This is a genomic window from Cohnella sp. GCM10027633 (assembly GCF_042675445.1).
In the GTDB taxonomy this organism is placed as follows: domain Bacteria; phylum Bacillota; class Bacilli; order Paenibacillales; family Paenibacillaceae; genus Cohnella.
The window spans coordinates 348,407-373,156 of sequence record NZ_JBHTGV010000001.1; the positions used below are offsets into that span (position 1 = coordinate 348,407).

The window sequence follows — 24,750 nt, forward strand, 5'->3', positions numbered from 1 at the left end:
GTAAAATCGTACAGGTTTCTGTCGGCGCCGTCGCTCCCCGTACGAAAACAACCTGCCGGCGGCGTTCGCTCGGCAGGTTGTTCATGGGATCTCGAATCAATTATTGCGCTCCGCTCTTCTCAAGCTCGGCGCGGATTTCGGTATATACTTTGTACAGCTTGGCGCTGTACTCGTCGAGCGTCATTTGCTTGCTCATGATGGAGGAAATCGGCTTGTACACTTCGTCGCTCGGATTGTACTTGCTGCCCTTCGCGACCGACTTGAACGAACCGTTGATGGCGATCATGCCGCTGTCTACCGCTTTGTAAATGTTATACGTCGTTTCCGACAGCGAGTCCTTCACGAGATCCGGCGCGCCGACGACCGCGAGAACGCTTTTCGCTTTCTCGGCGTTCAGCTTGACGCTCTTCTCCGTGTACAGGTACTTGAGGAATTCCTTCGCCAGCTCCGGGTTTTTCGCTTTCGCCGGGATGACCATTTGCTCTACGTTCGTCAGCGCGGAAGCGTGCTGGTCGGCGTTGAATGCCGGTACGCCGAGGAAGCCGTATTGGAAGCCGTCTTCGCGAGGCGCGTCCTTCATCTCGTCCTCGAACCACGTGCCGTTCGGGATGAACATCGCTTTGCCTTGCAGGAACGCCGTTTGGGATTGCGTATGGTTGAGGGCGACCGTTCCCTTCATGAGAGCGTCGTCCGTCGTGGCGATTTTCTCGAGCAGGCCCCATACTTGCTTGTACGTATCGCTCTTCCAGAACTCCGGATCGAAGTCGAAGAATTGGTCCAGCGCATCCTGGCCGCCGACGTTGAAGATCGCCGGAACGATCATTTCTTCGAGGTAACCCGGGTACAAGCCTTGGTACGTGAACAGCGAACGGCCGTTTTCTTTGGCGATCGCGGTAGCGGCGAACATTTCGTCCCACGTCTTCGGCGGGGCGATGCTCTTGCCGTCGAACAACGCTTTATTGTACCAGAGGCCCATGACGCCGAAGTTGTAAGGCGCAAGGTACACATGGCCGTCGCCGTACGGCGCGCTAGCGCGGGATTGCAGAACGCCCGACAGGATTTTCGTCTTGAGCGGCACGCCGCCTTCGAGCGCTTCGCCGTCGAATACGTCGGTCAGGTCGAGCAGCGCCTTGTCTTTGATGAGGCCGTCGAGGATCGGCGTGTTGTCGCTGCCCGCGATGTACATGAAGTCCGGCGGGTTGCCCGCGACGATCTTCGGACGGACGAGCTCGCCGATTTTCGGGCTGGCCGTGATGTTGATCTTGGTGCCGGGATAATCTTTCATGAACGCTGCAGCGATGCTGTCCCAATATTCCCGTCCGTACCCGCCCTGGAAGACGGCGACGTTCAGATCGGGATCCGCGAACGTCTTCGTGCCCGCAGAAGCGCTTTCAGAAGCGGATGCGGACGGCGATGCGGATGGAGAAGCGGCGGAGTTGCCGTTGTCGTTGTTCGATCCGCAAGCCGTCGCGATTACGGACAGCGCGATGATGCCGGACAGAACGGTTAAGCGTTTGTTGTTCATTGAAACGAATGACCCCTTTCGTTTGTAATGTTTTCATTATAGAATTCGCGGGGTTCGGCCCATATGAACAAACTAGCGGATGTTCATGGACGATTTTACGCCCGAACGGACAGGCTTGCCCGGCGCGGATGATCGCGCGGGTCAAACCTGTCCGTTTTTGCTTTCGATCTTAAAATCATACATCTTCCGCCCGAGGCGCCTTCTTGACGTTCTTCGGCGAAATGCCGAACCGCTTCTTGAACAGGCGGTTGAAGTAGAACGGATCGGGAATGCCGACTTCCGCTGCGGCTTGCTTGATCAGGTAATTGCCCGTCGCGAGCAGCTCGTGCGCCTTGACCATCCGGATTTCGTTCAGCCGGGTCAGGATGCTCATGCCGGTCTCCGTCTTGAACACGTGGCACAAATACGGCTCGGACAACCCAACGTGCGCCGCGACGTCCGAGATGAAGATCCGCTCGGCGTAACGCTTGTCCAGGTAGGCGAGCGCTTGCCGGATTTCCTCCCGCACCGCCCCGTGTTTCGTCGCCCTGCCGAGCGTCTCGTAGATCTCGTCAGACAGCTCGCGGATGAGGATCATGAGCTGCGTATCGGAATCCGCCGCCTCGATCTTCTCGACCCATGCCTTCTCGTTCCAAGGGTTGTCCGTACCGAAGGCGGCGGCGTTCGCCACGTTCCAGATGCCGCCGACGACGGCGCGCTTCAGCGTGCGCGGATGGACGAGCTGTTTCGCGGCGATCTCCGCGAGCAGCAGCGCGCTCTCCGTCCACAACTCGATCGCGAGGCTTCCCGAGCCGCGCAGGCTCGACTTGAATCTCGCTTCCGCTTCGAGGAACTCCTCCCCCTCGTCTCTCGCCGCCAAGGCGTTCGGCAGAGCCCCCTCCTTGAACCGGGCGTAGAAACGAAGCTCCTCCGCCTTCCGGCTCGCGTGCAGCTGATCGGCGAGCGCATGGAAAGACTGCGCCTCGCGTCCGTATACGACGCTGAACGCATAGCCGTAATACATCTCCGCAAGCCGGATCATGCGCTGGGCGAGCTCTTCCGGAACGAGCGCGGCCGACGATACCGGCACCGCCGCGGCCATGACGTATCGGTTCGCGTTCGTCCGAACGATCGCGAGCACCTCGCGTCCCGGGAGCAGCTCGTCCGCCACCTTCTCGAGCTTGTCTCCCGCATCGGCTTCTTGGATGCCCCGGGCATCGCTCTCCAACCGGCAGAAGATGAACGAATACCACCGTAGACGCATGTCCTGCTCCGGCGCTGCCCGCGACTCCGATTGCCCTTCTCCGGCGTCCGTCCGCGCGAGCCATTCCCGCAGCTTCTCCGCCTTATCGGTTCTCGGATCGCGCGCAGAAGAGGCTGCCTGAATGCCGCGTGTCCTTCTGCCGTCCAGCTTCGTCGCCATCTCCTCGAGCGCCTGCATGAAGCTATCCGACTTCAGCGTCAGCTTCAGCATATAGTCGTGGGCGCCGCACTTCAGCGCTTCGCGGACGAGCTCGAAGTCGTTATAGTTGCTAAGGACGAGAATTTCGCCGTCGAACCCGCTCGCGGTCAGCTGCTTAATGAGCTCGAGACCGTCCATCTCCGCCATCTTGATGTCGGTAATGACGATGTCCGGACTCGTCCGGCCCGCCAGCTCGAGCGCGGATACGCCGCTGGACGCCGAGCCTGCGTGCTCGAACCGGCCCCCTTCCCACTTGATAAGCGAGTGTACCGCGTGCCGGACGATCATCTCGTCGTCCACGATGATGACTTTATACATCGGCTTTCCCTTCTTTCCGGATAATCGGCAGCTTCAGAATCGTCTCGGTGCCTTCGTTCGGCCGGCTGCGGGTTTGCAGCCCGTATTGCGGCCCGACGTACAGCCGGATCCGCTCGTCCACGTTGGCGATGCCGATGCCGGACAGCTTGTCGTGCGAATGCTTGCGCGCCGGCAACTCGTTCATGTCGAAGCCTTTGCCGTCGTCCGCGATGCGCAGCAACAGCGCGTCGTCCGTCCGCGAGCCGTCCACGTCGATCGTCACGCGGCGTCCGTCTCCGCCGCCTGCATGGATGATCGAATTCTCGACGATCGGCTGCATGATGAACCGCGGAACGAGGCAGCTGTACAGCAGATCGTCCGCGATGCGGCAATTGAGCTTGAACGAATCGCCGTACCGGATTCGCTGGATGACCGAATAATGAAGCAGGTTCTCGATCTCCTTCTCGAGCGGAATCATCTCTTCCTTCACGAGTATCGTGTTGCGCAGCAGCTCCGACAACGAGCCGATGCCCTGCTCGACGACTTCGTTCCCGCTCATCATGGCGCTCCATTTCAGCGAATTCAGCGTATTGAACAGGAAGTGGGGATTGATTTGCGCTTGCAGCATTTTCAGCTCCGCTTCCCTCTTCGCCTGTTGCTCCTCCCCGACCTGATAGATCAGCTGCTTGAGCCTCACGACCATCTGATCGATCGTCTCCGTGAGCTTTCCCATCTCGTCCGGGTACGAAATGTCCAGGCGCGTCTCCAAGTGGCCCATCTTGACGCGTTTCGCGTATTGCAGCAGGTCGCGCATCGGGTTGCCGATGCTCTGGAAGATCCACAAGGCGAGCACCCCGGACAACAGCACGATAACGATGCAAATATAGATGAGGCTGCCGCGGATCGCCGACAGCTCCGAGATAATATAGGCATGCGGGATGAGTCCGATCATATACCAATCGGCGGACCGGATGTAGGCGCTGCCTACGAGCGTCCGCTGTCCGTCCACCGTCGCGTAGAACGTCTTGCCGGCGCCGCCGTGCACGCTCGCGAACACGTCTTCCTGGGCGAACGTGTCGCCATGCGGAATGTCGGGGTCGACCGACGAAACGACGACGCCGTTGCCGTCGACGATATACAGACTGCTATCGGTACCGAGATCGACGTGCTCGTACGTGTTGCGCGAGAACACTTGCTCGTCGATGACGATGACGAGATAACCGAGCTTCTCGTTCAGGTTGTCCGCGGAATAGATAATGCGGCTAAGCGCGATTTTATCGGAATCGCGGTTCGACCTGAGATAGGTCCATTTCATGTTGCCTTGCGCGCGGCCGAGTCCGTTGAGCGAATTCAGGATTTGATCGTTCGGATATAGTTCGTAACCGAGATCGTAGAACGGAACTCCTTCGTTCGTCAGAATGACGACGTTGGACAAGTTGCTCAGACGGAACACTTGCTCCCCGAGCGCGTCCTTGACCGCGGTAATCGCCTGGCTCTGCTCGTAGTCCGTCATCCGGGAGAAGTTCGCCAGACCCGTCTGCACCGCGTCGTTGATAATGATCGTCTCGCTGAGCGTCTCGTACTGCTGCAGCTCCCGCGCGGCGTTGATCGCGCTCTCGGACAGCACCTGCAGCGAGTACGAGCTCAGCTTGTCCGATATCGACACCTCGTAGCGGAAGTTCGAATAGATCGCGACCAGCAATACCGGCAAGAGCGACGTGATCAAGAAGGCGATCAACAGCCTGCGCTTAATGGACAGCCGCCGCAATAACCCGGGGTGCCGCTTGATCGTGCCGATGATGTTGTCCGCCATGCCTTAGTCCCCCTATGAATCGCACGCGTGCGTTTACGGTTCCGATGAACGTTAATTATAAACATACTCCGGACGGAATGGAACCGTCTTGCTCTCGAACGATCAGCCCGCGCCGCGCGCAAAAAACCCGCCGTCCGCTTAGGCAAGCGGAAGACGGGGCATGTCGTTCTTAGGGTTAACGAAGCCGCGCGAGGTTAGTGCGCCTCGGCTTGATCGACGTGCGCGAGATGCTTCCGCTCGATCAGCAAGAACAGGACCGATAGCAGCACGCAAGCGCCTCCGACGATGAAAGGCATCTCCGGGTTGTACCATTCCGCGAGCTTGCCGGCCAAGTACGGCGCGATCGCTCCGCCGATGAACCGAAGGAAGCTGTACGCGGCGGAAGCGGTCGGACGCTCGACCGGCGCCGCGTTCATGACGGCCGTCGTGATGAGCGTATTGTTGTTGCCGAGGAACGCGCCGGACAGGATAACGCAGACGATGAGGACGGTTTTGGATTCCGTGAAGCTCGCCATGACGAACAGCGTGACCGCGAACAGCAACAGCTGCCAGCACATCGACGCGATCGTGCCCGACCTCTTCTGCAGCTTAGGCGCCATGAACACCGACGTGAACGCGAGCAACAATCCCCAGCCTAAGAATACGTATCCGAGGCCGTGCGTGTCCAGGCCCAGGTGGCTCAGCACGAGCGCGGCGTAGACGAGCAGCGTGAAGAAGCCGAAGTTGTACAGGAACGCGGCGATGCCGAAGTCGCGCAGCGCGCGGAACTTGAGCGCGCGGAACGGATCGGCCAGCGACGCCTTCTTCTTCGCGATCGCCGCGGCGGGCGTCTTCTTGTTCGCCGACGGCATGAGCACGAGCACCAGGAAGAAGGCGAGTATCATCAAGCCGGCGACGCCGAAGAACGGACCGCGCCAAGAGATGGCGCCAAGCTCTCCGCCGAGCAGCGGGCCTACGGAAATGCCGAGGCCGACCGCGACTTCGAACAAGATAATCGACTTGGCGACGCCGGTGCGGGACAACGAGACCACCGCCGCGAGCGCCGTCGCGACGAACAGCGCGTTGCCGAGTCCCCAGCCCGCGCGCAGCCAGACGAGCGACATGACGCCGTCGGACAGCCCGCCCAGCGCGGAGAATAACGCAATGATGACGATGCCGGACATGAGCGTCCGCTTCGCGCCGAGCTTCGCGGATACGACGCCGGTTATCAGCATCGCGATGGCCATGACCGCGTTGTAGCTCGTGAACAGCAGCGTGACGTCGGCATGCGTCGCGCCGAATTCCTTGGCGATCTCGGGCAGAATCGGGTCGACGAGACCAAGACCCATGAAGGCGATAATACAGGCGAACACGACCGCCCATACCGCCTTCGGTTGATTGAACATGCTCGCGTTCTCCGGTTGCAGCGGAGCCGCGTGAGCATGGGATTGCTTGCGTACAGCGGTAGTAGCCATTGCGGGTCGAACTCCTCTAAGTTGTGTATTTGTCGATGGCGTCGCACACTTTCCGGTAAGAGCGCTCGGTGTCGTTGCGGATCTCCGCCATCTTCTCGAGCTTCTGGTCGATGAGCGCCAGTTGCTTGCCGAGCATGATCTTGACCTCGATCAGCTTCTCGTGCTTGCGGGCCGCCTCGTCGGATTCGAAATACGCTTGCTTGTGCCCTTCGAGTTCTTTGCGAATGTTCACGTACTCGATGATTTCCTGCAGCGTGAACCCGAGCACGTCCCTCGCGTTCACGATCTGCTTCAGCCGCTCGATGTCTTCGCGCGTGTAAAGGCGCATGCCGCCGCCCGTTCTCTCCGGCGGAGACAGCAGCCCGATCTCTTCGTAATACCGAATCGTACGTTTCGTTACGCCGCTTTCCTTGGCGACGTCGTCGATCTTGAATTTATCCATGTCTGCCTCCCTCCGTCCCCGATTATGAACCAACGAGGATTATCATACACCCTTAGTAACGTTAACGTCAACGTTAACTTTTATGCATAATAAATTCCTTTATACCCGTATGTATTTACTTCTTCTCGAGGTTAGGATGCGCCGGTAACCAGCTTCGCATGCACGGTGAACCGGCCGCCTTCTTCGGTCCGCGAGCAAGTAGACAGGGTGAGTACCCGGTCTCCCGCGCCGACCTCGACGCCCGTATCGTACAGCGAATTCGACTTTAATACCGACGCGAAAGCCGCGAACTCATCTTCGCGATCGAATACGGTGCGGATGTAATCCTCGTCCGCGTTCGTATCGTAAGCGGAGAAGACGAGCCATTGTTGGTCGCCGTACAGCGTATCGAACGTCACGATCGGATGCTCGCGATAATACGCTTCGTCCCTGTATTTCAGCAGCCCCTTGAACATGATCTCTTCCTTCATGTAATGGCCGTATAGAATCCAATGCTTCTCTTGCTGCCCGATATCGTTCCGGTAATCCATGAATATACTGCCCGTCACGTTACTATCGCGCTCGAAATCTCTGCGCAAGTAATACGCGTTATCTTCCGCTTGCACGACCGGATAATCGATGCTCGTGCCCGCGATCGTCAGCCAGCCGACCGTGTCGGCGTTCTTGTTAAGCAGCGGCTTGAACCGGTCTTGCACGATCAGCTTCCGGACGGCGTCGGGATCGAACGGCGATTGCGCCGCGACGGTTTCGGGTTTCGTTGCCGCAGACGATGGCGCGGGCGCGACGACTTCGGCAGGCGGTCGGGGATCCGCTTCGGCGCGTTCGACGGTCGGCTCCTCGGCGCGATACAGCGTCCTTGCTTGCTCCATCTGCGACTTGGCCGAGCGGGTATCCGCGTAATACCCGAAGATCGACGCCATCGATGCCGCGAAAACAATGAGCGCTCCCGCGCTGGCGGCGACGTATCCGTACTTCCGTATCCATGCGAGCATGCGCGCTCCTCCTTCCGCGAACGGCAAAATCCGCATAGACCGAATCGGCTTATGCGGACTTTCCGTTAGCTTGTCGTATCGCCGAGCTTACCGGCCGGCTCTTCTTGCTTTGAACGCCATCAGCAGCGCAGCGGCGCCGGAGATCGCGGCCAACGTCACGTACAGGGACAGGTTCGTCGCGTCTCCGGTTTGCGGGTTAGGCTCGGCCGCAGGCGCTTCGGCGCCCGAATCGTCCGTCGTCGCAGGCTCTTCCGCCGCCGGTTCTTCCGCTGCCGGTTCTTCTGCCGCGGCGCCCGGCGCGCTGTTCGTGAACGAGATCGAGTCGATCCAGAGCGTGCCGCTAGCGCCGTCGTGGAAGTTGAAGTGGAATCCTTGAATGCCTTTGTCGATGCCGTTCGCGGCAAGATCGATGACGAGATCCTGGAAATCCTTCGTGACGGCAGGCAGCTTATCGCCGGACGGACCGACGAGATCCGAGAACGCTTTGCCCGTCGTCTTCACGTCCGGACCGACCGCGTAGTTCAGATCGAACGCGCCGCCTTCTCCGCCTGCCGCGCCTTTCGCGCGAATGACGAGGTATTTGTAAGTGCTGGCGTCGATGCCGCCGCCGGATCCGAACCAGCCTTGGCTGCCGAATTCGAGCTTCAGCGCGTTGCCGTCGATCGAAGCTCCCTTGCCCGCGTTGCCGTCCGCCCAAGCCGCGTTGGCGCCCGAGCTCGCGAAGTCCTTCAGATCGGAGCGATCGTAGTTATCGTATACCAGGTCGCCTTCGGCGGCCATGGCGGACATTCCCGCCGCCAGCGTCAGCGCAAGCGCGAGCAATATCGATACGGTGAATTTGCGTGCTTTGCCAAGGGTTCTCATGTAATAAAAGGCCTCCTCATAATGGGTTCAATCAGATGTGCACCTTACGTACGGGCCGAGAGGCGATCGTTATCGTCCCGCGTCCCCTTCGAGTCGCTCATGCTGCCCTTGCCGCAATAATGAGTTGTCGCCACCCCCTGCAACGGTCGAGAATATCGGCGTTATCGATCGTTTAATTGGCATATTCTCACTTTTATACTAATTGTAAAGCGGTTACATGTAGAGTTGCATTCTTACGCGAATCGTGCGCGATTCTATGCAGTGAGGGAACAAGCAAAAGAACCCCGCCATCCACATTCAAGTGGACGATGGGGTTCGATTTCGTAAGAACTTGATCTATCGCGTCAGGAAGCGGATACGCCGCGCGTGTCTAACGGCCTCGGTCCGCGAAAGCTCTTGACGAGCTCCGGCAAGGCGACGCCGGCCAGGACGAGCGCGACGCCGAACCATTGCAGCGAGCTCACGCTCTCGTGCAGGACGACGGCGGACAGCAACACCGCGACGGGCAGCTCCGCCGCGCCGAGAATGCCGGCCATCCCCCCTCCGATGCGCGGCACGCCGTACGTGTACAGCACCGGAGGCAGGAATGCGCCGAAGAAACCGAGCAATAGGCCGAATAGCGCCAGCGGCCCCGCGAACGTGCCGTCGAACAAATACGTCGGCGGGAACACCGCGAACGCGAGCAGCAAGCCGCCCGTAGACATCCACGCGCTGCGGGACGCCGGGGAAGCATGCGGAACCGCCTTGCCGCTCACCAGAATGAACAACGAATAGCTGACGGCGGACGCAAGGCCGAGCAGCACGCCCTTGCCGTTGAACGAAGTCCCGCTATGCTCGACGATTCCCGCGGCGAGCAGCGTGCCTCCGAACAGCACCGCGAGCGTAAGGAGCGTCAGCTTGTTCGGGCGCTTGCGGCTTCCGATCGCTTGGAACAATACGCCGATCCACGTGAATTGGAACAGCAGCACGATAGCGAGCGAGTTCGAGATCGTCTTAAGCGATTCGTAGTACAGCAGTCCCGTAATGGCGGACGGCGTCCCCGCGGCGAGCAGCGTGAGCCGCTGCTTCCAGGAAAGGCGAGCATCGGACGGCGACGTCTCCGAGACGTTCGAGCCGGCCCCCCGCTTCCGGCCTCGCAAGCGCTTCGCGCCGAACGCGAGCGCCCAAGCCAGCGCGCAGCCCGCCAGTAATTGGCTTCCGACCACTTCGCCTAGCGTATAGCCGTGTTCGTACGCTTTGACGACGATCGTCGATAAGATGCCGTAACAGATCGCGCCGAGCAATACGGCGATATTATATTTCATTCGTTCTCGTACTCCTTTTTCGTCGAATCTAAGTTGTCCGGACCAACAAAAAACTCCCTAACCGCGACACCGGACGTCGTAAGACGTTTCCGGTATCGTAGTTAGGAAGTTAAGGCTTCCCGTAGAAACCCCCACCCTATGGTCGTGGGGTTATACGATGTTCGATATGCGATTGGCGTCCGTTCGATCAACTGCAACAGGTCGTATATTACGTTAGCCTCCCGCGATTGTCAATAGCAATCGGAGGGAAGTCGATCCATTGTTCATGTAATCCGTAAGGAATCCGAAGAGACCACGACAAGAGTGCGATATTTCATGTAGAAACGCGGCGGATACACACAAAAACCGATTATACTTGAAATTTCATACAGAAATCGAGAAGAAATTTCATCCACTCAAATTGTAGATGAAATTTCATGCAGAATTTGAAAATTAAACATCCATCTAGAAAATGCATATGAAAAAGCTTATATATCTTCTAAGCGTTGCGTCCCCATCCACAATGAATGGAAGGCTTCGGAGGGAACGTTACGTACTTATTCCATATTCTAAATCTCCGGCAACGGCTTGCGTCCGGCGAACCCGTCCTGCCAGCCGTGATAATGCGTGATCCGCTCTTCGCCTTCTTTCCAGCATAGCAACGCTTCTTCTCCGTCGATGACCGACGGGAAGTCGAGCAAGCCCGGCTGCACCATCTTCAGCAGCACGCCAGCTCTCGCGAAGTTGTCGATCAGCAGTTGCGCTTCCATCCTCATGAAATCGATTCGGCTCTCCATCAGGAAGAACGGATCGCCGTCGCCGTTCCCGTTAGAAGGCGAACGATGAACGCTCTTCGCGCGTTTCAATTCCTGTTGCTGGCTCTCAATATCGCTCAAGAGCGCCTGCAACTTGGCCAACTCCTCCCGAAGCTTAGGCAGCAGCTCGTTCGCTTCGCTCGGCGTGAACAATCTAGCTTCCACTCGCCGTTCCTCCCGGTATTCCGACTTCGTCTTGCAGGACGATCCAGCGTTCGCCGTTCCACCCGACGCGATCGCCTGTCCGAACGGAAGGATCGCGTTTGGCCGCCGGAACGGCAACCTGCTTTCCTTCGATCTCGAGCAGCGTCCCGTCCGGTCCCGCGGACAGGACGATACCCGTTCGCTTGACCGCGCAACGGCTCTCTTCAGGCATATTCATCGGCGTAATCCCCTATGAATAGATTTTGTTGCCGAGCAACAGGTCGAGCGCCGCGCGCATCTTCTCCGCGTATGCCGGGTCACCGCTCGTGCTCAGCAGCTTCACCTTCCCGCTGCCTTGGCTTTCCGCTATCCCGTAGCGATGCAGCATCGCCGCGAGACGTCTGACGGTGCCGGCGCTGCCGTCCACGATGCCGATATGCGGAGGCAGCACATCGCGCAGAATATCGGCGTAGAACGGATAATGCGTGCAGCCGAGCACGACGATGCCGTATTCGTTCAAGTCGTACGGCGCGAGCTTCGCGCGGAAATATTCGGCCATGACGCGCCTATCGAACTGCAGCGCTTCGCAATATTGGACAAGCTCGGGCAGAGGCAACGAATCGACGATGCCTTGCTCGTCGACCCTGGAGACGAGCGCGTAATACTTCTCCTGCTGCAGCGTGAGCGGCGTCGCGAACACGAGCACGCGCTTGCCCGTCGCGCGGTTCATCTCGACGGCCGGCTTCACGGCCGGCTCCATGCCGATGATCGGTATCGCGTACGTCTCGCGCAGCTCGGACACGGCGATGCTGGTCGCCGTATTGCAGGCGATCACGAGCGCGTCGACGTGGTATTGCATCAACGTCTCGATCGATTCGAATATATAGTCCTTCACGTCGTCCTTCGGCTTCGTTCCGTATGGGACGTGCAGCGTATCCGCGATATAGATATAGTCCTCGTTCGGCAGCTTGCGCAGCGCTTCGGCAAGCACCGTAAGCCCGCCGATGCCGGAGTCGAAAAATCCGATCGTCATAGCTATCGATTCCTTAAAGGTTAGTTGTGATGGATGTCGCAAGCATAACGCGAATGTCAGCATTGCAGCAAGGGTTGCCTACCCGCGTGAGCGCGCGTTCTTCATCGCACGATGCACTTTATCACAATACTTCCGGGCCTCATGAATGGTGCACCCATTTTCCCCATTATACGACATAGCTCGGCATCGTGGGAAGGCATAAGGCAAGCCCCCGCGACGGCGATCACGGAATAGCGGAAAAGCCGACCCGAAGTCGGCTAACGACGCCATGGGCGCCCTGTTATATTCGTTCGTAATCCCGCTTCATGATCGTCTTGACGTGACTCGGCCATTTCGAATTGGCGGGGCAATACTTCTTCGCGATCTTCTCGACCGTCGTGTAGCCTCGGCCGACGTAATTGTCCGCGATAAGTTGTCCGAATTTCCGCACGCAATCCGCCTTCGTCTCGAAGCTGAGCGCCTGGTTGAACGCGTCGCCGGCGATGGCGTTCAAGCCGAACAGGTTATTCTTATTCTTCGCGAGCCGGCTCTCGCCGTTGCCGCTCTCGAGCTTCATGACCGCGATCGTGAAATAGGCGTTGACGCCGTATTCCGCTTCGACGTCCAGAATGACTTCTTCCAATCCCTCGCCCGCAAGATCGGTTCCATCGAGAATGTTCGCGATATCTTCTGCGCTCAGTCCGGAATCGGAGCTTACGGCCGAAGAAGGTTTGTTCGGTTCTTCGTCTTCCTCCGCGCTATCCGCTTCTTGTTGCGAAGGCGCATCCGCGGCATTACGCTCGGTCGAACGCTCGGAAATACGCTCGGTTTCGTTAGCGGTTTCGCTTGCGGACGCGCTCTCGGACGCAGCTTCTGAAGCCTCTGCAGGGGCATCGAAGGATGCGATTCTGACGACGTCGTCCAGCAGCTTGGCATAACCGCCATGGACGTAGCCGCCGTCATTCAGCTTCAGCCAGCCGTTGTCGGTCGTCTCGAGTACTTCGATGATCGTTCCTTGCTCCAATACGGTAACGATTCGCGCTTTGGCGTACGGCTCTTCTCTTACGTTGAGGAAGTAAGCCGTCGTTTCGTATGTATGCGTTTTGGGTAATTCCGGGTATGTTTCGTTCGTCGTCATGGCGTGCAGAACGAGAGCGGCTCGGGCGGGCGTAACGGGAGGAGCGGTCGCCGCTTCTTGCGGCTGCGCCGAGATTTGGATTGGCGGCTGATGGGTCGATGGGGCCGGATCGGCCGCGACCGTCGGATTCGAATCCGCGAGCGGAGATACGGTCGGCGTCTCGCTCGGGGTCGATTGCGGTTGGTTCTCAGAAGCGATCGCCGCTGGAACCCGCGCTTCGGAAGCCGCGTTCGCGTGATCATAGATCGAGATCAACAAGTAGAAGCCCAGGCACAATAGCAATACGACGCTTATCGAATAAGCGATGCTTTGTCGATGTTCGCTGCGCAAACCTACCACCTCTTCGCTTTAAGGTTACCAAGATTGTACCTAGAAGCGGTTGAAAAGCGTGTCAAACGGTCTGAGGCGAATGTCTGTTTATTTGTCGCATCGCAATAAAAAATCCGCGCTAAGCGCGGATCGGCCGTAAAAAGATTGTGCGGTTTTGTCGGCGAAATCTCACATTAGAAAGATGAGAAAAAGATGAGAAGATTAAGATTGCACTTCCGTTACCTCGGTCGCCCGGTTTTTGATTCGGGAATTTTCGGCGGCGAGACTCAGGATATCGGATATATTCACGCTATCGCGGATGTTCCTCAGCGTGTACGAAGGGTGGCTCGTGTCCGTGGACAGCACCGTAATATCGCCGAATTTCAATAGCCGCTCGAGCAAGCTCCGCTTCAGCGAGATGTCCCGGATGCGGTACAGTTGGATCTCCTCCCGCCTTTTCGTGAACACGCCCCTCTCGACGATCAAGCGGCGGTCCGTGATCCGGTAACGGGTGAACGTCGGAATGCCGTAGTTAAAAGGCTTGCCTTCCCACAACGTGCTTTCGGTTGACATGGCGGCATCTCTCCCTGAGATTGGTTCGTTTCCCTTCTATTGTACACGACATCCTCCCGCCCGGACATCCCGAATCTTTCATATATACTTGGTTCCCTTCACCTTCGAGTGTTCGAGCAGATAGGCGAAGTCGTTCTCGTTCCGCTTCTGCTCCGCTCGCCGCGCCGCTTCCGCCTCCGCCCGCTTCGCCTCCTGCTTCGCCGCTTCCTCCTGCTTCATCGCCTCCGCCTGTTGCTTCAGCTTCGCGATCGTATCCGCTCCTAACAAATCCTTAAGCGTAGCCGGTTTATCGGAACCGCCCGACGCGGAAGGCTGATGACCTCGCGATTGTTTCTTCTTGCTGCCCATATGCATTCTCCTTACGCTATAATGATCCTATCTAATCATAAGAGGGATGACGATGTCCGATCAACCGCAATCGCGTATCGATTGCATGAAATGCGTTCATTACTACGTAACTTGGGATCCGAATTTCCCCAAAGGCTGCCGCGCGTTCGGCTTCAAGTCGCATGCGATGCCTAGCGTAGCCGTGCGCTCGTCTTCCGGCCGCGCTTGCATGAGCTTCGAACCGAAGCAGAAGCCGAATCCGTCTTGAACGGAGCGATACCGCGACTACTCTTCGGATTGCCGATGCTTCTCGATCGCTTCCTTGAATCGGTCGGGGTAATCGGTATGAACGCCGTCCGCCCCCCATCTCATCGCCCTGTCCATGTTAAGCGTACGATTGACCGTGTAAGGGTACAACAGCAGCCCGGCAAGCTTCACTTTGCGAACGTAGGCTTCGTTGATCTTGCCGAAGTTGACCCCGATGCCGTTCGCGTACTCCTTAATGTCTTTAATCTTATCGCGCGAGATCGTCGACGGATGATTGTACCAGATCAACTGGAACAGCCGGACGTCCGGCGATAGCTTGCGCATTTTTCTTAGGCTTTTCTTGCTGAACGATTGCACGGCGACTCGATTCCGCAAGCCGAATTCCTCGACTAACGCCCACGTCTTCTCCTCCAGCCCCGGATTGTCCCGTGGCGACTTCGTCTCCAGCAAATACTTCGTTCCGTCTCCGAACGTCTCGAACGCTTCGCGAAGCGTCGGAACGCGCTCTCCGATATATTCCGCTCTCGCGTATATCGGATATTCGTCGTTGAACCAAGAGCCGGCGTCCAATCTCTTCAGCTCCGCCAACGTTAGTTGCCCGATCGCGCCATGCCCGTCCGTCGTGCGGTCGACCGTCTCGTCGTGCATGACGACGATGTGCCCGTCTCTCGTCAACTGCAGATCGAGCTCGATGTAATCGACGTTCATCCGGACCGCGAGACGGTATGCGGCCAGCGTGCACTCCGGCGCGTACCCCGACGCGCCGCGATGACCGATCGTCTCGAAGGTCGCCCTGGCCGGAGCGGAGAACGTAACGGGCATCGATTCGCCGGCGAGCCAAGCGATCGTCGTCGTCAGAAAGATCAGCTTGCACGAACGGAACATGGTAGGACGGCGTCTCGACCTATCGGTTCTCATGATCGGGATCCTCCTGCTGTCGGAATAATTGACGTTTTCCCCGTATTACTTCGACCAGACGACGATCGACCGTTGCTGCCTTTCCGCTCCCTGCTCCAACATCGCGCGACCGATTGCGGTGTCCACGACGGGCTGGCCGTTCCATCGTTCGATCGACAGCTTCACGAGCCGTTGTCTCCGAATGATCGCGTGCAGCGCCTGGAGCAGCATGTCCGCTTCCTTCCGCATGTCTGCGGGATCGTCGGACCTGCCGGCTCCTTCTTCATCGATCGCGCACAGCTTCTTGCCTCGGCCTTCGATCCAATAAGCCCAACGATCGCCCCTGAGCAGCAAGTAATTGCCCGGACTTCGGGAGAAGGATGCGTGCGGCGTCCGCTTCGGCCAGTCGATCATCCACCCGAACGGATTGGCCGGATCTGCGGCGCACAGCACCGTCGGCGCTTGAGCCTGGAGATCGGGAAGCGGCAGCCGGACGGCATCGCCGACTTCCTTCGTCGTGAACTGCAGCGACGGCATCCCTCGGACGAACGCGCCTCTCGTCAATACGCCCCATTCTTCCAGCCGCTTAAGCGCCGGGTAGATCGTGTCCCAATCATAGGGCGCGGACTTGGCGACCAATTCCCGGTTGATCAGACCGTAGACGCGAAGCAGATGGTGCGCCCACGCGAGTACCGGGGAAGCGTTCGCTCCCTGCTCGTCCGAATTCCCAGCGAGCGTCTTCGTCGCGTACCAGCGCCCGAGTCCCGAGCCGGTCCTCGCCCAATTCGCTTGCTTCGCGTTCGCTTGCAGTCGCAGCGGCGCGAATTGGTCGTTGGAGACGCGGCCTTCCCAGACGAGGTCGATCAGATCCCCAAGCAGTTCCGACGGCGTCTTGTCCATGTCGCGGCTCAGCTTCGTCAGGAAGCTCGCGCCGCCTTGCTCGAGCAACGCCAGCAATCGCGGATGCTTCGTGGGCGTATCGGCCGCCGCAGACGAACGTTCGACGAACGGCTCGTACAGCGTCTTCGAATCCGCCAGGAAGAACGCGATCTTCCCTTCCTTCTCGTCCTGATCTTTGCGGCCGAGCCACAATACCTCTCCCGAAGCGCACAGCAAATCCAAATCTTCCTTGCGATAAGAAGTCATGCGGGTCGGGAACACGACCGACTCCCATAGCGATAACGGCAAGTAGAGACCTTGCAAGCGCTCGATCGCCGAGCGCAAGCCTTCGCTTCCTTGCTGCTGCGCGCCCTGCAGCGCGTGCTGCCGGAAGGCGATCTGGCCGCACCATCTGGCCGGATCGACCGGTTCGGCGCGCTCGCGGGCATGCTTGATCGAGAGCCGTACGACGCGCGACGCGACGCCGGCGCCCGACCAGATCCGTTCGTCGTCGTCCGCCGCGTGCGGCGCCCGCACGATTATGCCTTGGTCCAGCATACGGTCGACGACTTGCGTTGCCAGGGGGAGCGTTAACGAGGGATAGCGTTCGCAGAGCTCCTCCTCCGTGAACGAGACGACGTGTTCGACGTACCTGCCGAGCACGAACGTTACCGAGGCTTCCGTATGCGGAAACTCCGCGTATACGCCCTGCTCGTCGGAACGAATCCAGCGGAATTCTCCGTCCCCCGAGACGTCGATCGGCGCGGCCATCCCGGTTTCCTGAAGCCGTGCGAGCCAAGAGAGCGTCCGTTCCCCGGCAAGCTTCGTCAGCTCGATCGCGGTCAAGTCTCCCCGAAGCTTCATCAGGTCCGCGAGTTCCTCCGCGCTGTTCGGCAGCCGTCGCGGCTCCTCCTGCCTCCGCCGCTCCTCCTCCAGCGCTTCTCGTCCGATCGCCCCTTGCATCGCATCGGCGCCGAACAGCTGACTCGCCAGCTCCTTGCTAACGTTCAGCAGCTGCAGCTGGATCGTCTCGTCTACGCCGTCTCCTTCGTACAGCCGCATATTCACGTAATCGGCCAGGAACTGCGCGGCGAACGGCGACGGGAACGGCGTCTCCCGTACGTCCATCCTCAGCCGGCCTTCGCCGAGCGCGACGAGCAGCCGCTTCAGCTCGGCAAGGCCTAGATAGTCATGCAAGCATTCGTTCATCGCCTCGCGCAAGTAAGGGAATTGAGTCGCGTACGGCAACGAGTGCCGGAGCAGCTCTTCGCCCCGTAACCGCTTCTGCCACATCGGCGTGCGGGTGAAGCTTCGCGACAGCAGCAGCGACGTCTCCGCGATTCTCCGGAAGGAGATCGCGAGCAGCGGCGAACCCGTAATCGCTTCGGTCAGCAGCTCCTCGACGTTAGACGGCGTCACTTGGTATAGTGCCTGCATCCAAGACGGATCCCATTCCGGCAGCACGAACTCGATCCCGTTGTCCTTCGCGTTGCCGTAGACGCGATAAGGCAACAGCTTCTCGAATTGCCGCTCGATCGCGAGCAGCCACGCTCGGTTCACCTTGCGTCCGCAATGGTTATGCAGGATGACGTGCGTCTGGTTCATGACGTCGCGGTATTGCTCGATCACGAGCGTCCGGTCCGTCGGCAAGCCGCACGCGCGATGCTGCGAGCGCACCACCGAGACGAGCGCCTCCGAAGAGACGTCGTCCATGCCGTACGCGGACGCCAGCCATCCGTAGACGGAATGTGAACGGTCGATCTCTAGCTCCTCCGAATCCGTACCGTCTCCCGCTAACCCCAATCGCTCCGCGACATCCCGGATGAACGCCCCGATCTTCTCTCCCATCTCGTAAGACCGGCTGCCCGACTCGTTGCGCCAGAACGGCACCTCGCTGAAGCGGTTGCCCGCTTCGGAGACGTATACGCGATCGTTCGAGATTTCCCGAATCATCCATGCGCTCGTGCCGAGCAAGAAGACGTCCCCGACGCGGCTCTCGTGAATGAATTCCTCGTCGAGCTCGCCCAGATGCGCCCGGCTGTCGAGATGATGCACCGGATAGGCGCCGCTCTGCGGGATCGTCCCGGCTCCGGTTACGGCAGCCATGAGCGTGTTGCTCCGCTTGGACAACACGCCGCTGCCCTGATTCCATTCGAGCAGCGGCCTGGCGAACGGATAATACCCGGAGAGTACCCGAAGGACGCTCTCCAGCTCGGCGCGGGCGTAGGCATGATAACTATCGCTTCCTAGGATGAGGCGATGCAGGTCGTCGATCCGCCATTCTTCGGCCGCCACGGCGGCGACGAGATGCTGGGACAGCACGTCCAGAGGCTGACGCGGGATGCGGATATTCTCGATCTCGCGTTCCGCGATCAGCTTGCCGAGCACCGCGACTTCCGGCAGCGACGTCTTCTGCCTGGCGACCAGCAGCCCGCGGCTCGCTTCCCCGACGCCGTGACCCGCCCGGCCGACGCGCTGAATGCCGCGCGCCGCTTCCTGCGGGGAATCGATCTGGATGACGAGATCGATATGCCCGACGTCGATGCCGAGCTCCAGCGACGAAGTGGCGACGATGCAGCGGAGCTCGCCGTCCTTCAGCATGCGCTCGACCTCGAGCCGCCGCTCCTTGGAGATGCTGCCGTGGTGCGAGCGCGCCATCTCGTAACCGACGTGGTCGTTCAGCCGCAAGCAGAGCCGCTCGCACAGCCGTCTGCTGTTCACGAACAGCAGCACGGACCGGCAGCCTTCCATTGCGCCCATGATACGATCGAGCAGCGGCAGCCATACCCCTTCCCGCGTCGCCGCCGCCCGGCTCATGTCCGGCATCGTTACCGACACCTGCATTCGCTTCTTCATCTCGCTCTCGATAATCGCCACCGGACGGAGCAAGCGATCGGGCGAACGCGCTCCCGGTTCGTTCACCGCTCCGGTTTCCTCCCATCCGCCGAGGAAAGCGGCGACGCGCTCGAGCGGTTTCTGCGTGGCGGACACGCCGATCCGCTGCGGCTGCGAGCCGCACAAGCGCGCCAGCCGCTCCAGCGACAGCGACAGATGCGCCCCTCGCTTCGTCGCCGCGAGATCGTGGATCTCGTCTACGATCACTTGGCGGACCGTCCGCAGCATGTCTCTCCCCTTGTCCGATGCGAGCAGCAAGAAGAGCGACTCCGGCGTCGTGATCAACAGCTCGGGCGGATTGCGCAGCATGGCGGCCCGCTTGCTCTGCGGCGTATCTCCCGTACGCACCTCGCACCGGATACCCGGCCAATCCGGCGTGCGAAGCTCCGAGGCTCGCGCGTCCAGTTGACCCGCGAAAGCCGCCGCGTGGTGATGAATGTCGTTATTGAGCGCCTTCAGCGGCGTAATATATACGACTCTAACGCCGCGTCGTTCCGATTCTGCCGGCGGGCGGCGAACGAGCCGATCGATGCACGGCAGCAGCGCCGCGAGCGTCTTGCCGGAACCGGTCGGGGCGGCGATCAGCGTATGGCTTCCCGCGACGATTGCCCGCCATGCTTCTATTTGAACGTCCGTCGGCTCCCCGAACGTCCGCGAGAACCAATCGGAGACGACGGGATGGAACGGCAGCTTGTCATGCGAATGCGCCAACGGGATCCCTCCTGCTTATCGACATGTCGTTAGGGAAGGATTCGGCGCGCGGCGTCCGATTTCCTACTTGCGGGTTACGCGGGTTTGAATCCGTAAGGAATCGCGTCCGGGTCCGTTCCCTTCGTTTCCTTGCCGAGCAGCAGCACCGCGCCGGCCCCGATGACGATGGCGACGAAGAAGACGGCGAACACGGAAGCGATATTCGTACCGCCCGAGATCAGCATGCCGACGAGGTACGGACCGATGACGCCTCCGATCCGGCCGAACGACGCGGCCAAGCCGACGCCGGTCGAACGCACGGGCGTCGGGTACAGCTCCGGCGTGTACGCGTACATCGCGCCCCAGGCGCCGAGATTGAAGAACGACAAGCAGACGCCGGCGGCCAGCAGCATCCCTTCCGTCGTGGCGACGCCGAACCAGATCGCGCTCGCGCCGGTCATGAGCAAGTAGCCGGCGAGCACGAACTTCCTGCCGAGCCGCTCGATGAAGTAAGCCGCGGTGAAATACCCCGGCAACTGCGCGAGCGTGATCAGCAGGACGTACTCGAAGCTCTTGACGAGTCCGAACCCCTTGTGCAGCATGATCGACGGCAGCCATAGGAACATGCCGTAATAAGAGAAAACGACGCAGAACCATAGCACCCACAGCATGACGGTCGCCCGACGATGAGGCGACGACCAGACGGCGGAGACGCGTTCGCCGAAGCTTAGCTTCCGGCCGCGCGGCTCGGCCAGATATCTTGGCGAATCCTCGATCGATCGCCGGAGAACAAGCGCGTACAGGCACGGAAGCGCGCCGATGACGAACGCCGTGCGCCAACCGTACGCGGGAATGACGTAATAGGCGACGAGCGCGGCGACGATCCACCCGCCCGCCCAGAAGCTCTCCAACAGCACGACGGCGCGTCCCCGTTCGGAGGGAGGCACCGATTCCGAGACGAGCGTCGACGCGACGGGCAACTCTCCCCCTAGGCCGAATCCCGCGACGAAACGAAGCGCGCACAGAACGACGAAGCTGCCCGCCAGCGCGGACAAGCCGCTTGCCGCCGAGAATACCACGAGCGTCCAGAGCAGAATCGCCTTGCGGCCGTACTTATCGGCAAGCGAGCCTGCCGCGAGCGCCCCGGCGGCCATGCCGATCGAATTGATCGCCGCGAGCAAGCCGACCTGGTTCGCCGCCAGCTTCCATTCGACCGCCAGCGCCGCGACGATGAACGACACCATGCCCACGTCCATCGCGTCGAACAGCCAACTGATGCCCGCGCTGAACAGCAGCTTGCGTTGCTTCGGCTCCCGCAGCAATGAGGATTGAATCATAGAACGCCTCGCTTCCATCGATTGTCATTCCGTAGTGTTGCCCAATCCGATGGAAAAAGCCCGCGATCGCTCGCGGGCTGGATGATAAGGCTATCACGATTCGATCAGGGGCGTTCGACGGAGACCGGTTGCGCTTCGTTCAACTTTTGGACGTTGAACAGCCTCGCGTAGCCGCCGCCTAGCCGCATCAGCTGCTCGTGCGTCCCTTTTTCCTTGATCTCGCCGTCCTCGATGAGCACGATCTGATCGGCGTGCGTAATCGTCGATAACCGATGCGCAACGATGAGCGTCGTGCGGTCTTTGGCGAGCTTGCCGAGCGATTCCTGAATGAGTCTCTCGGATTCGAGATCGAGCGCGGACGTCGCTTCGTCGAGCACGAGCACGCGAGGGTTTTTGAGGAACACGCGCGCGATCGCGATCCGTTGCTTCTGTCCGCCGGACAACTTGACGCCTCGCTCCCCGATTTCCGTGTCGTACCCGTTGGGCAAGCTCGTAATGAAGTCGTGCGCGTTCGCGGCCGCTGCCGCTTGCACGATCGACGCGTCGTCCGCCGACGGATCGCCGAATACGATATTATCGCGAACGCTGCCGCTGAACAGAATGTTGTCTTGCAGCACCATCCCGATATGACCGCGCAAGCTCTTCAGCGTAATATCCCGCAGCGGGATCCCGTCCAGGCGAATCGTCCCTTGCTGAATGTCGTAGAATCGCGGCAACAAACTAATAAGCGACGACTTCCCTCCGCCGCTCATGCCGACGAACGCGACCGTCTGGCCGGGCTCGATCGCGAGCCGGATCCGTTTCAGCACCCATCCGCCGCCGTCGTTGTACTTGAAGCTGACGTCGTCGAACTCGATTCGGCCGCGTACGTCGTCGATCGGCTGCGCGTCCGGCTCGTCCGCGATGTCGTATGGTTCGCTCATGAGCTCGACGACGCGTTCCAGCGAGGCGCTTGCCTGCGTCAGCTCCGTGGAGGCGTTGACGAGCCGGCGGAGCGGACTATACAGCCGGTCCAAGTAGGCGAAGAAAGCCATGAACGCGCCAAGCGTAATATTCGAATGAATGACCTGATAGCCGCCATACGTCAGCACCAGGAGCGGCGCCATGTCCGTCAACGTATTGATGACCATGTTCGTTCGCGCGTTCCACCGCGTCAACGCCAGCGCCTTGCGAAGGAAGTTCGTATTCTTCCCCTCGAACCGGGACGCTTCCTCGGCTTCGAGCGTGAAGCTCTTCGTCACGGCGATGCCGTTCACCCGTTCGACGAGATAGCTTTGCATGTCCGCCAGCGCCTGCGATCTCGCCTTGGAATAGCCTTTCAGCTTCTTATACAGTTTTTTGACGGCCAGCGCGTACAGCGGCAGCACGGCGATCGCGACGAGCGTCAGCTCGACGTCCATGTAGAACATGAAGCCGAGCGCGATCGTCAGCGTGAACAGATCGAGCCATACGTTCATGAGTCCCGTCTCCACGATGCTTTTCGTCTGCTCCGCGTCGTTGATCATCCGCGAGATGATTTCGCCCGTTTTGCGATTCTGGTAATAGCTTAGCGATAGCTTCTGGATGTGCGAATACAAATAATTGCGCAGATCGAACAAGATTCGGCTCGTCGTCAACTGAGCGAAATATTGGCGCCAATATTCGATCGGCGACCGGATGATGACGAACAGCGCGAACGCTCCCAACATAACGTAGACGAGGCGCTCCACCTTGAGGTCAGTCGGCATATCGCCCAGCAGAATGTCGTCCACGACGTATTTCATTATGATCGGCAGCGTGAGCGGAATGGCGAATTTGATCATGCCGATCGCGAGCGTGAACGCGATCAGCTTCCGGTATGGCTTAACGAATCGGTAATAGGCAATGAAACCGTTCATGATGATCCTTCCCGCGCTTGCGCGCTGTGCTATAATAGACGAGTTGTTCGCTTAGGTACGTATTAACGGGAGGCTAGCTATTATAACATCATGATGACAGAACACAAACACCCCCCTGTTCCGCCGCTCATTCCTCTGTTCGTCGGGATGATCGCCATTTCGTTCGCGCCGATCCTCGTGCGCTATTCGAACGCCGACGTCTCCGTCCAAGGCATGTACCGAATGTTGTTTACCGTGCTGCTCATGCTGCCGTTCGGCGGCAAGCAATTCCGGACCATCGGTTCGATATCGCGCAAAGATTGGCTGCTGCTCGTATTGGCGGGAATATTCCTGGCGCTCCACTTCTTCCTATGGATGGCGTCGCTCGACTATACGTCGATCGCCAGCTCGACGATCATACTGGCTCTCGAACCGGTCTTCGTTATGGTCGGCGCGTATTTCCTGTTCAAAGATCGGATTACGAAGCTGGCCATGCTCGGCCTCGTCGTCGCGCTCGTCGGGACATGCTTCGTCAGCTCCGGCGACTTGGCTCTATCGGCTACCGCCTTCAAGGGCGACCTGCTATCGTTCTTCGGGACGCTTGCCGTCGTCGTTAATATGCTCATCGCCAAACGGATTTTGACGCGCGTCTCTTCCTACCTGTACAGCATCGTCGTGTTCGCCGTGTCGGGCATTCTGTTCACGGTCTACAATGTGGCGACCGGCATTCCGATCGCAGGGTACCCGCAGAAGGAATGGATCGTGTTCCTGCTGCTCGCGATCGTGCCGACCGTATTCGGACATTTGATCTTCAACTGGCTGCTTCAGTATATGAAAACGACGACGGTGTCGATGTCCGTTCTCGCCGAGCCCGTCGGGGCCAGCATTCTGGGCATGTTCATCTTCGGCGAGCTGATCACGAGCTTCCAGCTTGCCGGCGGGGCGCTCGTCATCTTCGGCCTGCTGCTCTATTTACGCTCGGAGCAGCTTGCGTCGGATAAGCCGATATCCCCTTCGCTCAGTATGCGAGAAGCCTCCTAACAACGCACGAAAACCCGCGATTCGCGGGTTTTTGGCGTTCTAATGGGCATGCTTAAGGTGCTGCAGCGTCAAGGAGAAAATTTGTTCGATATGCGCGTCGTCCAACGAGTAAAAGACGGTCTTCCCGACTTTGCGACGTTTGACGATTCTAAGATTGCGCAAGTACCTGAGCTGATGGGATACGGCGGATTGCCCCATATCGAGCAGCACGCACAAATCGTGCACGCACAGCTCGTTAATCAATAGCGCTCCGATCAGCTTCACCCTCGTCGGGTCGCCGAGCGCCTTGAACGTCTCCGCGAGATCGCCGGCGGACGCGTCGTCCACCATGCGCCGCTTGACGTCCGATAAGTCCGTCTCCGTACCCGCGCAGCTGTCTTCGCACAGCTCCACCGCTTGCTTGTCCATCGTCCGACCACCACCCTACGCTCATCTTCCTGTCATTCATTATAGCCGTTA

At 59.5% G+C, this 24,750-nt stretch carries 21 protein-coding genes and 1 riboswitch; of the genes, 2 read left to right on the top strand and 19 right to left on the bottom strand.

The window, feature by feature from the left end:
* Positions 1 to 100 precede the first annotated feature (100 nt).
* The 14 genes from ACFQZG_RS01435 to ACFQZG_RS01500 all read right to left on the bottom strand — a co-directional run bounded on the left by ACFQZG_RS01435 (position 101) and on the right by ACFQZG_RS01500 (position 14,450).
* On the bottom strand, positions 101 to 1,525 hold the full coding sequence (locus ACFQZG_RS01435) for a carbohydrate ABC transporter substrate-binding protein (RefSeq protein ID WP_378149360.1): 1,425 nt from the start codon (positions 1,523 to 1,525) through the stop codon (positions 101 to 103).
* A 175-nt stretch (positions 1,526 to 1,700) separates the two neighbouring features.
* A complete protein-coding gene (locus ACFQZG_RS01440) occupies positions 1,701 to 3,284 on the bottom strand; it encodes a response regulator transcription factor (protein ID WP_378149362.1) in 1,584 nt (527 codons plus the stop codon).
* Positions 3,277 to 5,076, bottom strand: a complete 1,800-nt coding sequence (locus tag ACFQZG_RS01445) for a sensor histidine kinase (protein ID WP_378149363.1) — start codon at positions 5,074 to 5,076, stop codon at positions 3,277 to 3,279. The genes ACFQZG_RS01440 and ACFQZG_RS01445 overlap by 8 nt, the downstream gene beginning before the upstream one ends.
* A gap of 194 nt (positions 5,077 to 5,270) precedes the next feature.
* Positions 5,271 to 6,530: an MFS transporter gene (locus ACFQZG_RS01450; RefSeq protein WP_378149364.1), complete on the bottom strand. Its 1,260-nt coding sequence runs from the start codon at positions 6,528 to 6,530 to the stop codon at positions 5,271 to 5,273.
* Between the two features lie 16 nt (positions 6,531 to 6,546).
* Complete coding sequence (locus tag ACFQZG_RS01455; RefSeq protein WP_378149366.1) at positions 6,547 to 6,972, bottom strand: helix-turn-helix domain-containing protein; 426 nt, start codon at positions 6,970 to 6,972, stop codon at positions 6,547 to 6,549.
* A 131-nt stretch (positions 6,973 to 7,103) separates the two neighbouring features.
* Positions 7,104 to 7,964, bottom strand: coding sequence for a class B sortase (srtB, locus tag ACFQZG_RS01460; protein WP_378149367.1), 861 nt, complete (start codon positions 7,962 to 7,964; stop codon positions 7,104 to 7,106).
* 87 nt (positions 7,965 to 8,051) lie between these two features.
* On the bottom strand, positions 8,052 to 8,828 hold the full coding sequence (locus tag ACFQZG_RS01465; RefSeq protein WP_378149368.1) for a sortase B protein-sorting domain-containing protein: 777 nt from the start codon (positions 8,826 to 8,828) through the stop codon (positions 8,052 to 8,054).
* 344 nt (positions 8,829 to 9,172) lie between these two features.
* The gene (locus ACFQZG_RS01470; RefSeq protein WP_378149370.1) at positions 9,173 to 10,132 is read right to left on the bottom strand and encodes an EamA family transporter; all 960 of its coding nucleotides are present in this window, start codon (positions 10,130 to 10,132) and stop codon (positions 9,173 to 9,175) included.
* Positions 10,133 to 10,210: 78 nt separating this feature from the next.
* A riboswitch (purine riboswitch) is annotated at positions 10,211 to 10,310 on the bottom strand.
* Positions 10,311 to 10,680: 370 nt separating this feature from the next.
* Positions 10,681 to 11,091, bottom strand: a complete 411-nt coding sequence (locus ACFQZG_RS01475; protein WP_378149371.1) for a DUF2203 domain-containing protein — start codon at positions 11,089 to 11,091, stop codon at positions 10,681 to 10,683.
* Positions 11,081 to 11,308, bottom strand: a complete 228-nt coding sequence (locus tag ACFQZG_RS01480) for a hypothetical protein (protein ID WP_378149373.1) — start codon at positions 11,306 to 11,308, stop codon at positions 11,081 to 11,083. Before ACFQZG_RS01480 ends, ACFQZG_RS01475 begins: the two co-directional genes overlap by 11 nt.
* Before the next feature lie 12 nt (positions 11,309 to 11,320).
* A complete protein-coding gene (murI, locus tag ACFQZG_RS01485; RefSeq protein WP_378149374.1) occupies positions 11,321 to 12,103 on the bottom strand; it encodes a glutamate racemase in 783 nt (260 codons plus the stop codon).
* A gap of 280 nt (positions 12,104 to 12,383) precedes the next feature.
* On the bottom strand, positions 12,384 to 13,550 hold the full coding sequence (locus tag ACFQZG_RS01490) for a glucosaminidase domain-containing protein (RefSeq protein WP_378149375.1): 1,167 nt from the start codon (positions 13,548 to 13,550) through the stop codon (positions 12,384 to 12,386).
* A gap of 201 nt (positions 13,551 to 13,751) precedes the next feature.
* Positions 13,752 to 14,102: a PH domain-containing protein gene (locus tag ACFQZG_RS01495; protein WP_378149377.1), complete on the bottom strand. Its 351-nt coding sequence runs from the start codon at positions 14,100 to 14,102 to the stop codon at positions 13,752 to 13,754.
* 78 nt (positions 14,103 to 14,180) lie between these two features.
* Entirely contained in the window at positions 14,181 to 14,450 is a 270-nt protein-coding gene (locus ACFQZG_RS01500; RefSeq protein ID WP_378149379.1) for a YqkE family protein, read from the bottom strand.
* A 52-nt stretch (positions 14,451 to 14,502) separates the two neighbouring features.
* Here ACFQZG_RS01500 and ACFQZG_RS01505 point away from each other — a divergent pair, with 52 nt between their 5' ends.
* Positions 14,503 to 14,697, top strand: a complete 195-nt coding sequence (locus tag ACFQZG_RS01505) for a uracil-DNA glycosylase (protein WP_378149381.1) — start codon at positions 14,503 to 14,505, stop codon at positions 14,695 to 14,697.
* Between the two features lie 17 nt (positions 14,698 to 14,714).
* Here the strand turns inward: ACFQZG_RS01505 and ACFQZG_RS01510 are convergent, their stop codons facing one another.
* The 4 genes from ACFQZG_RS01510 to ACFQZG_RS01525 all read right to left on the bottom strand — a co-directional run bounded on the left by ACFQZG_RS01510 (position 14,715) and on the right by ACFQZG_RS01525 (position 23,271).
* The gene (locus tag ACFQZG_RS01510) at positions 14,715 to 15,614 is read right to left on the bottom strand and encodes a glycerophosphodiester phosphodiesterase (protein WP_378149383.1); all 900 of its coding nucleotides are present in this window, start codon (positions 15,612 to 15,614) and stop codon (positions 14,715 to 14,717) included.
* A 45-nt stretch (positions 15,615 to 15,659) separates the two neighbouring features.
* Positions 15,660 to 20,078, bottom strand: a complete 4,419-nt coding sequence (locus ACFQZG_RS01515; RefSeq protein ID WP_378149385.1) for a DEAD/DEAH box helicase — start codon at positions 20,076 to 20,078, stop codon at positions 15,660 to 15,662.
* A 74-nt stretch (positions 20,079 to 20,152) separates the two neighbouring features.
* Positions 20,153 to 21,394, bottom strand: a complete 1,242-nt coding sequence (locus ACFQZG_RS01520; protein ID WP_378149386.1) for an MFS transporter — start codon at positions 21,392 to 21,394, stop codon at positions 20,153 to 20,155.
* Positions 21,395 to 21,498: 104 nt separating this feature from the next.
* Positions 21,499 to 23,271 (bottom strand): ABC transporter ATP-binding protein, encoded by a 1,773-nt coding sequence (locus ACFQZG_RS01525; protein WP_378149388.1) that lies wholly within the window; start codon positions 23,269 to 23,271, stop codon positions 21,499 to 21,501.
* A gap of 90 nt (positions 23,272 to 23,361) precedes the next feature.
* On the opposite strand from ACFQZG_RS01525, the gene ACFQZG_RS01530 reads away from it, so the two are divergent.
* Positions 23,362 to 24,291, top strand: a complete 930-nt coding sequence (locus tag ACFQZG_RS01530) for a DMT family transporter (RefSeq protein ID WP_378149390.1) — start codon at positions 23,362 to 23,364, stop codon at positions 24,289 to 24,291.
* 39 nt (positions 24,292 to 24,330) lie between these two features.
* Here ACFQZG_RS01530 and ACFQZG_RS01535 read toward each other — a convergent pair whose 3' ends face one another.
* Complete coding sequence (locus ACFQZG_RS01535) at positions 24,331 to 24,699, bottom strand: ArsR/SmtB family transcription factor (protein WP_378149392.1); 369 nt, start codon at positions 24,697 to 24,699, stop codon at positions 24,331 to 24,333.
* Positions 24,700 to 24,750 lie beyond the last annotated feature (51 nt).

Excerpts from the sequence above, each read along its gene's own strand:
- ACFQZG_RS01435 (WP_378149360.1), bottom strand. The coding sequence starts at position 1,525 with ATGAACAACAAACGCTTAACCGTTCTGTCCGGCATCATCGCGCTGTCC.
- ACFQZG_RS01440 (WP_378149362.1), bottom strand. The coding sequence starts at position 3,284 with ATGTATAAAGTCATCATCGTGGACGACGAGATGATCGTCCGGCACGCG.
- ACFQZG_RS01445 (WP_378149363.1), bottom strand. The coding sequence starts at position 5,076 with ATGGCGGACAACATCATCGGCACGATCAAGCGGCACCCCGGGTTATTG.
- ACFQZG_RS01450 (WP_378149364.1), bottom strand. The coding sequence starts at position 6,530 with ATGGCTACTACCGCTGTACGCAAGCAATCCCATGCTCACGCGGCTCCG.
- ACFQZG_RS01455 (WP_378149366.1), bottom strand. The coding sequence starts at position 6,972 with ATGGATAAATTCAAGATCGACGACGTCGCCAAGGAAAGCGGCGTAACG.
- srtB (WP_378149367.1), bottom strand. The coding sequence starts at position 7,964 with ATGCTCGCATGGATACGGAAGTACGGATACGTCGCCGCCAGCGCGGGA.
- ACFQZG_RS01465 (WP_378149368.1), bottom strand. The coding sequence starts at position 8,828 with ATGAGAACCCTTGGCAAAGCACGCAAATTCACCGTATCGATATTGCTC.
- ACFQZG_RS01470 (WP_378149370.1), bottom strand. The coding sequence starts at position 10,132 with ATGAAATATAATATCGCCGTATTGCTCGGCGCGATCTGTTACGGCATC.
- ACFQZG_RS01480 (WP_378149373.1), bottom strand. The coding sequence starts at position 11,308 with ATGAATATGCCTGAAGAGAGCCGTTGCGCGGTCAAGCGAACGGGTATC.
- murI (WP_378149374.1), bottom strand. The coding sequence starts at position 12,103 with ATGACGATCGGATTTTTCGACTCCGGCATCGGCGGGCTTACGGTGCTT.
- ACFQZG_RS01495 (WP_378149377.1), bottom strand. The coding sequence starts at position 14,102 with ATGTCAACCGAAAGCACGTTGTGGGAAGGCAAGCCTTTTAACTACGGC.
- ACFQZG_RS01500 (WP_378149379.1), bottom strand. The coding sequence starts at position 14,450 with ATGGGCAGCAAGAAGAAACAATCGCGAGGTCATCAGCCTTCCGCGTCG.
- ACFQZG_RS01505 (WP_378149381.1), top strand. The coding sequence starts at position 14,503 with ATGTCCGATCAACCGCAATCGCGTATCGATTGCATGAAATGCGTTCAT.
- ACFQZG_RS01510 (WP_378149383.1), bottom strand. The coding sequence starts at position 15,614 with ATGAGAACCGATAGGTCGAGACGCCGTCCTACCATGTTCCGTTCGTGC.
- ACFQZG_RS01520 (WP_378149386.1), bottom strand. The coding sequence starts at position 21,394 with ATGATTCAATCCTCATTGCTGCGGGAGCCGAAGCAACGCAAGCTGCTG.
- ACFQZG_RS01525 (WP_378149388.1), bottom strand. The coding sequence starts at position 23,271 with ATGAACGGTTTCATTGCCTATTACCGATTCGTTAAGCCATACCGGAAG.
- ACFQZG_RS01530 (WP_378149390.1), top strand. The coding sequence starts at position 23,362 with ATGATGACAGAACACAAACACCCCCCTGTTCCGCCGCTCATTCCTCTG.
- ACFQZG_RS01535 (WP_378149392.1), bottom strand. The coding sequence starts at position 24,699 with ATGGACAAGCAAGCGGTGGAGCTGTGCGAAGACAGCTGCGCGGGTACG.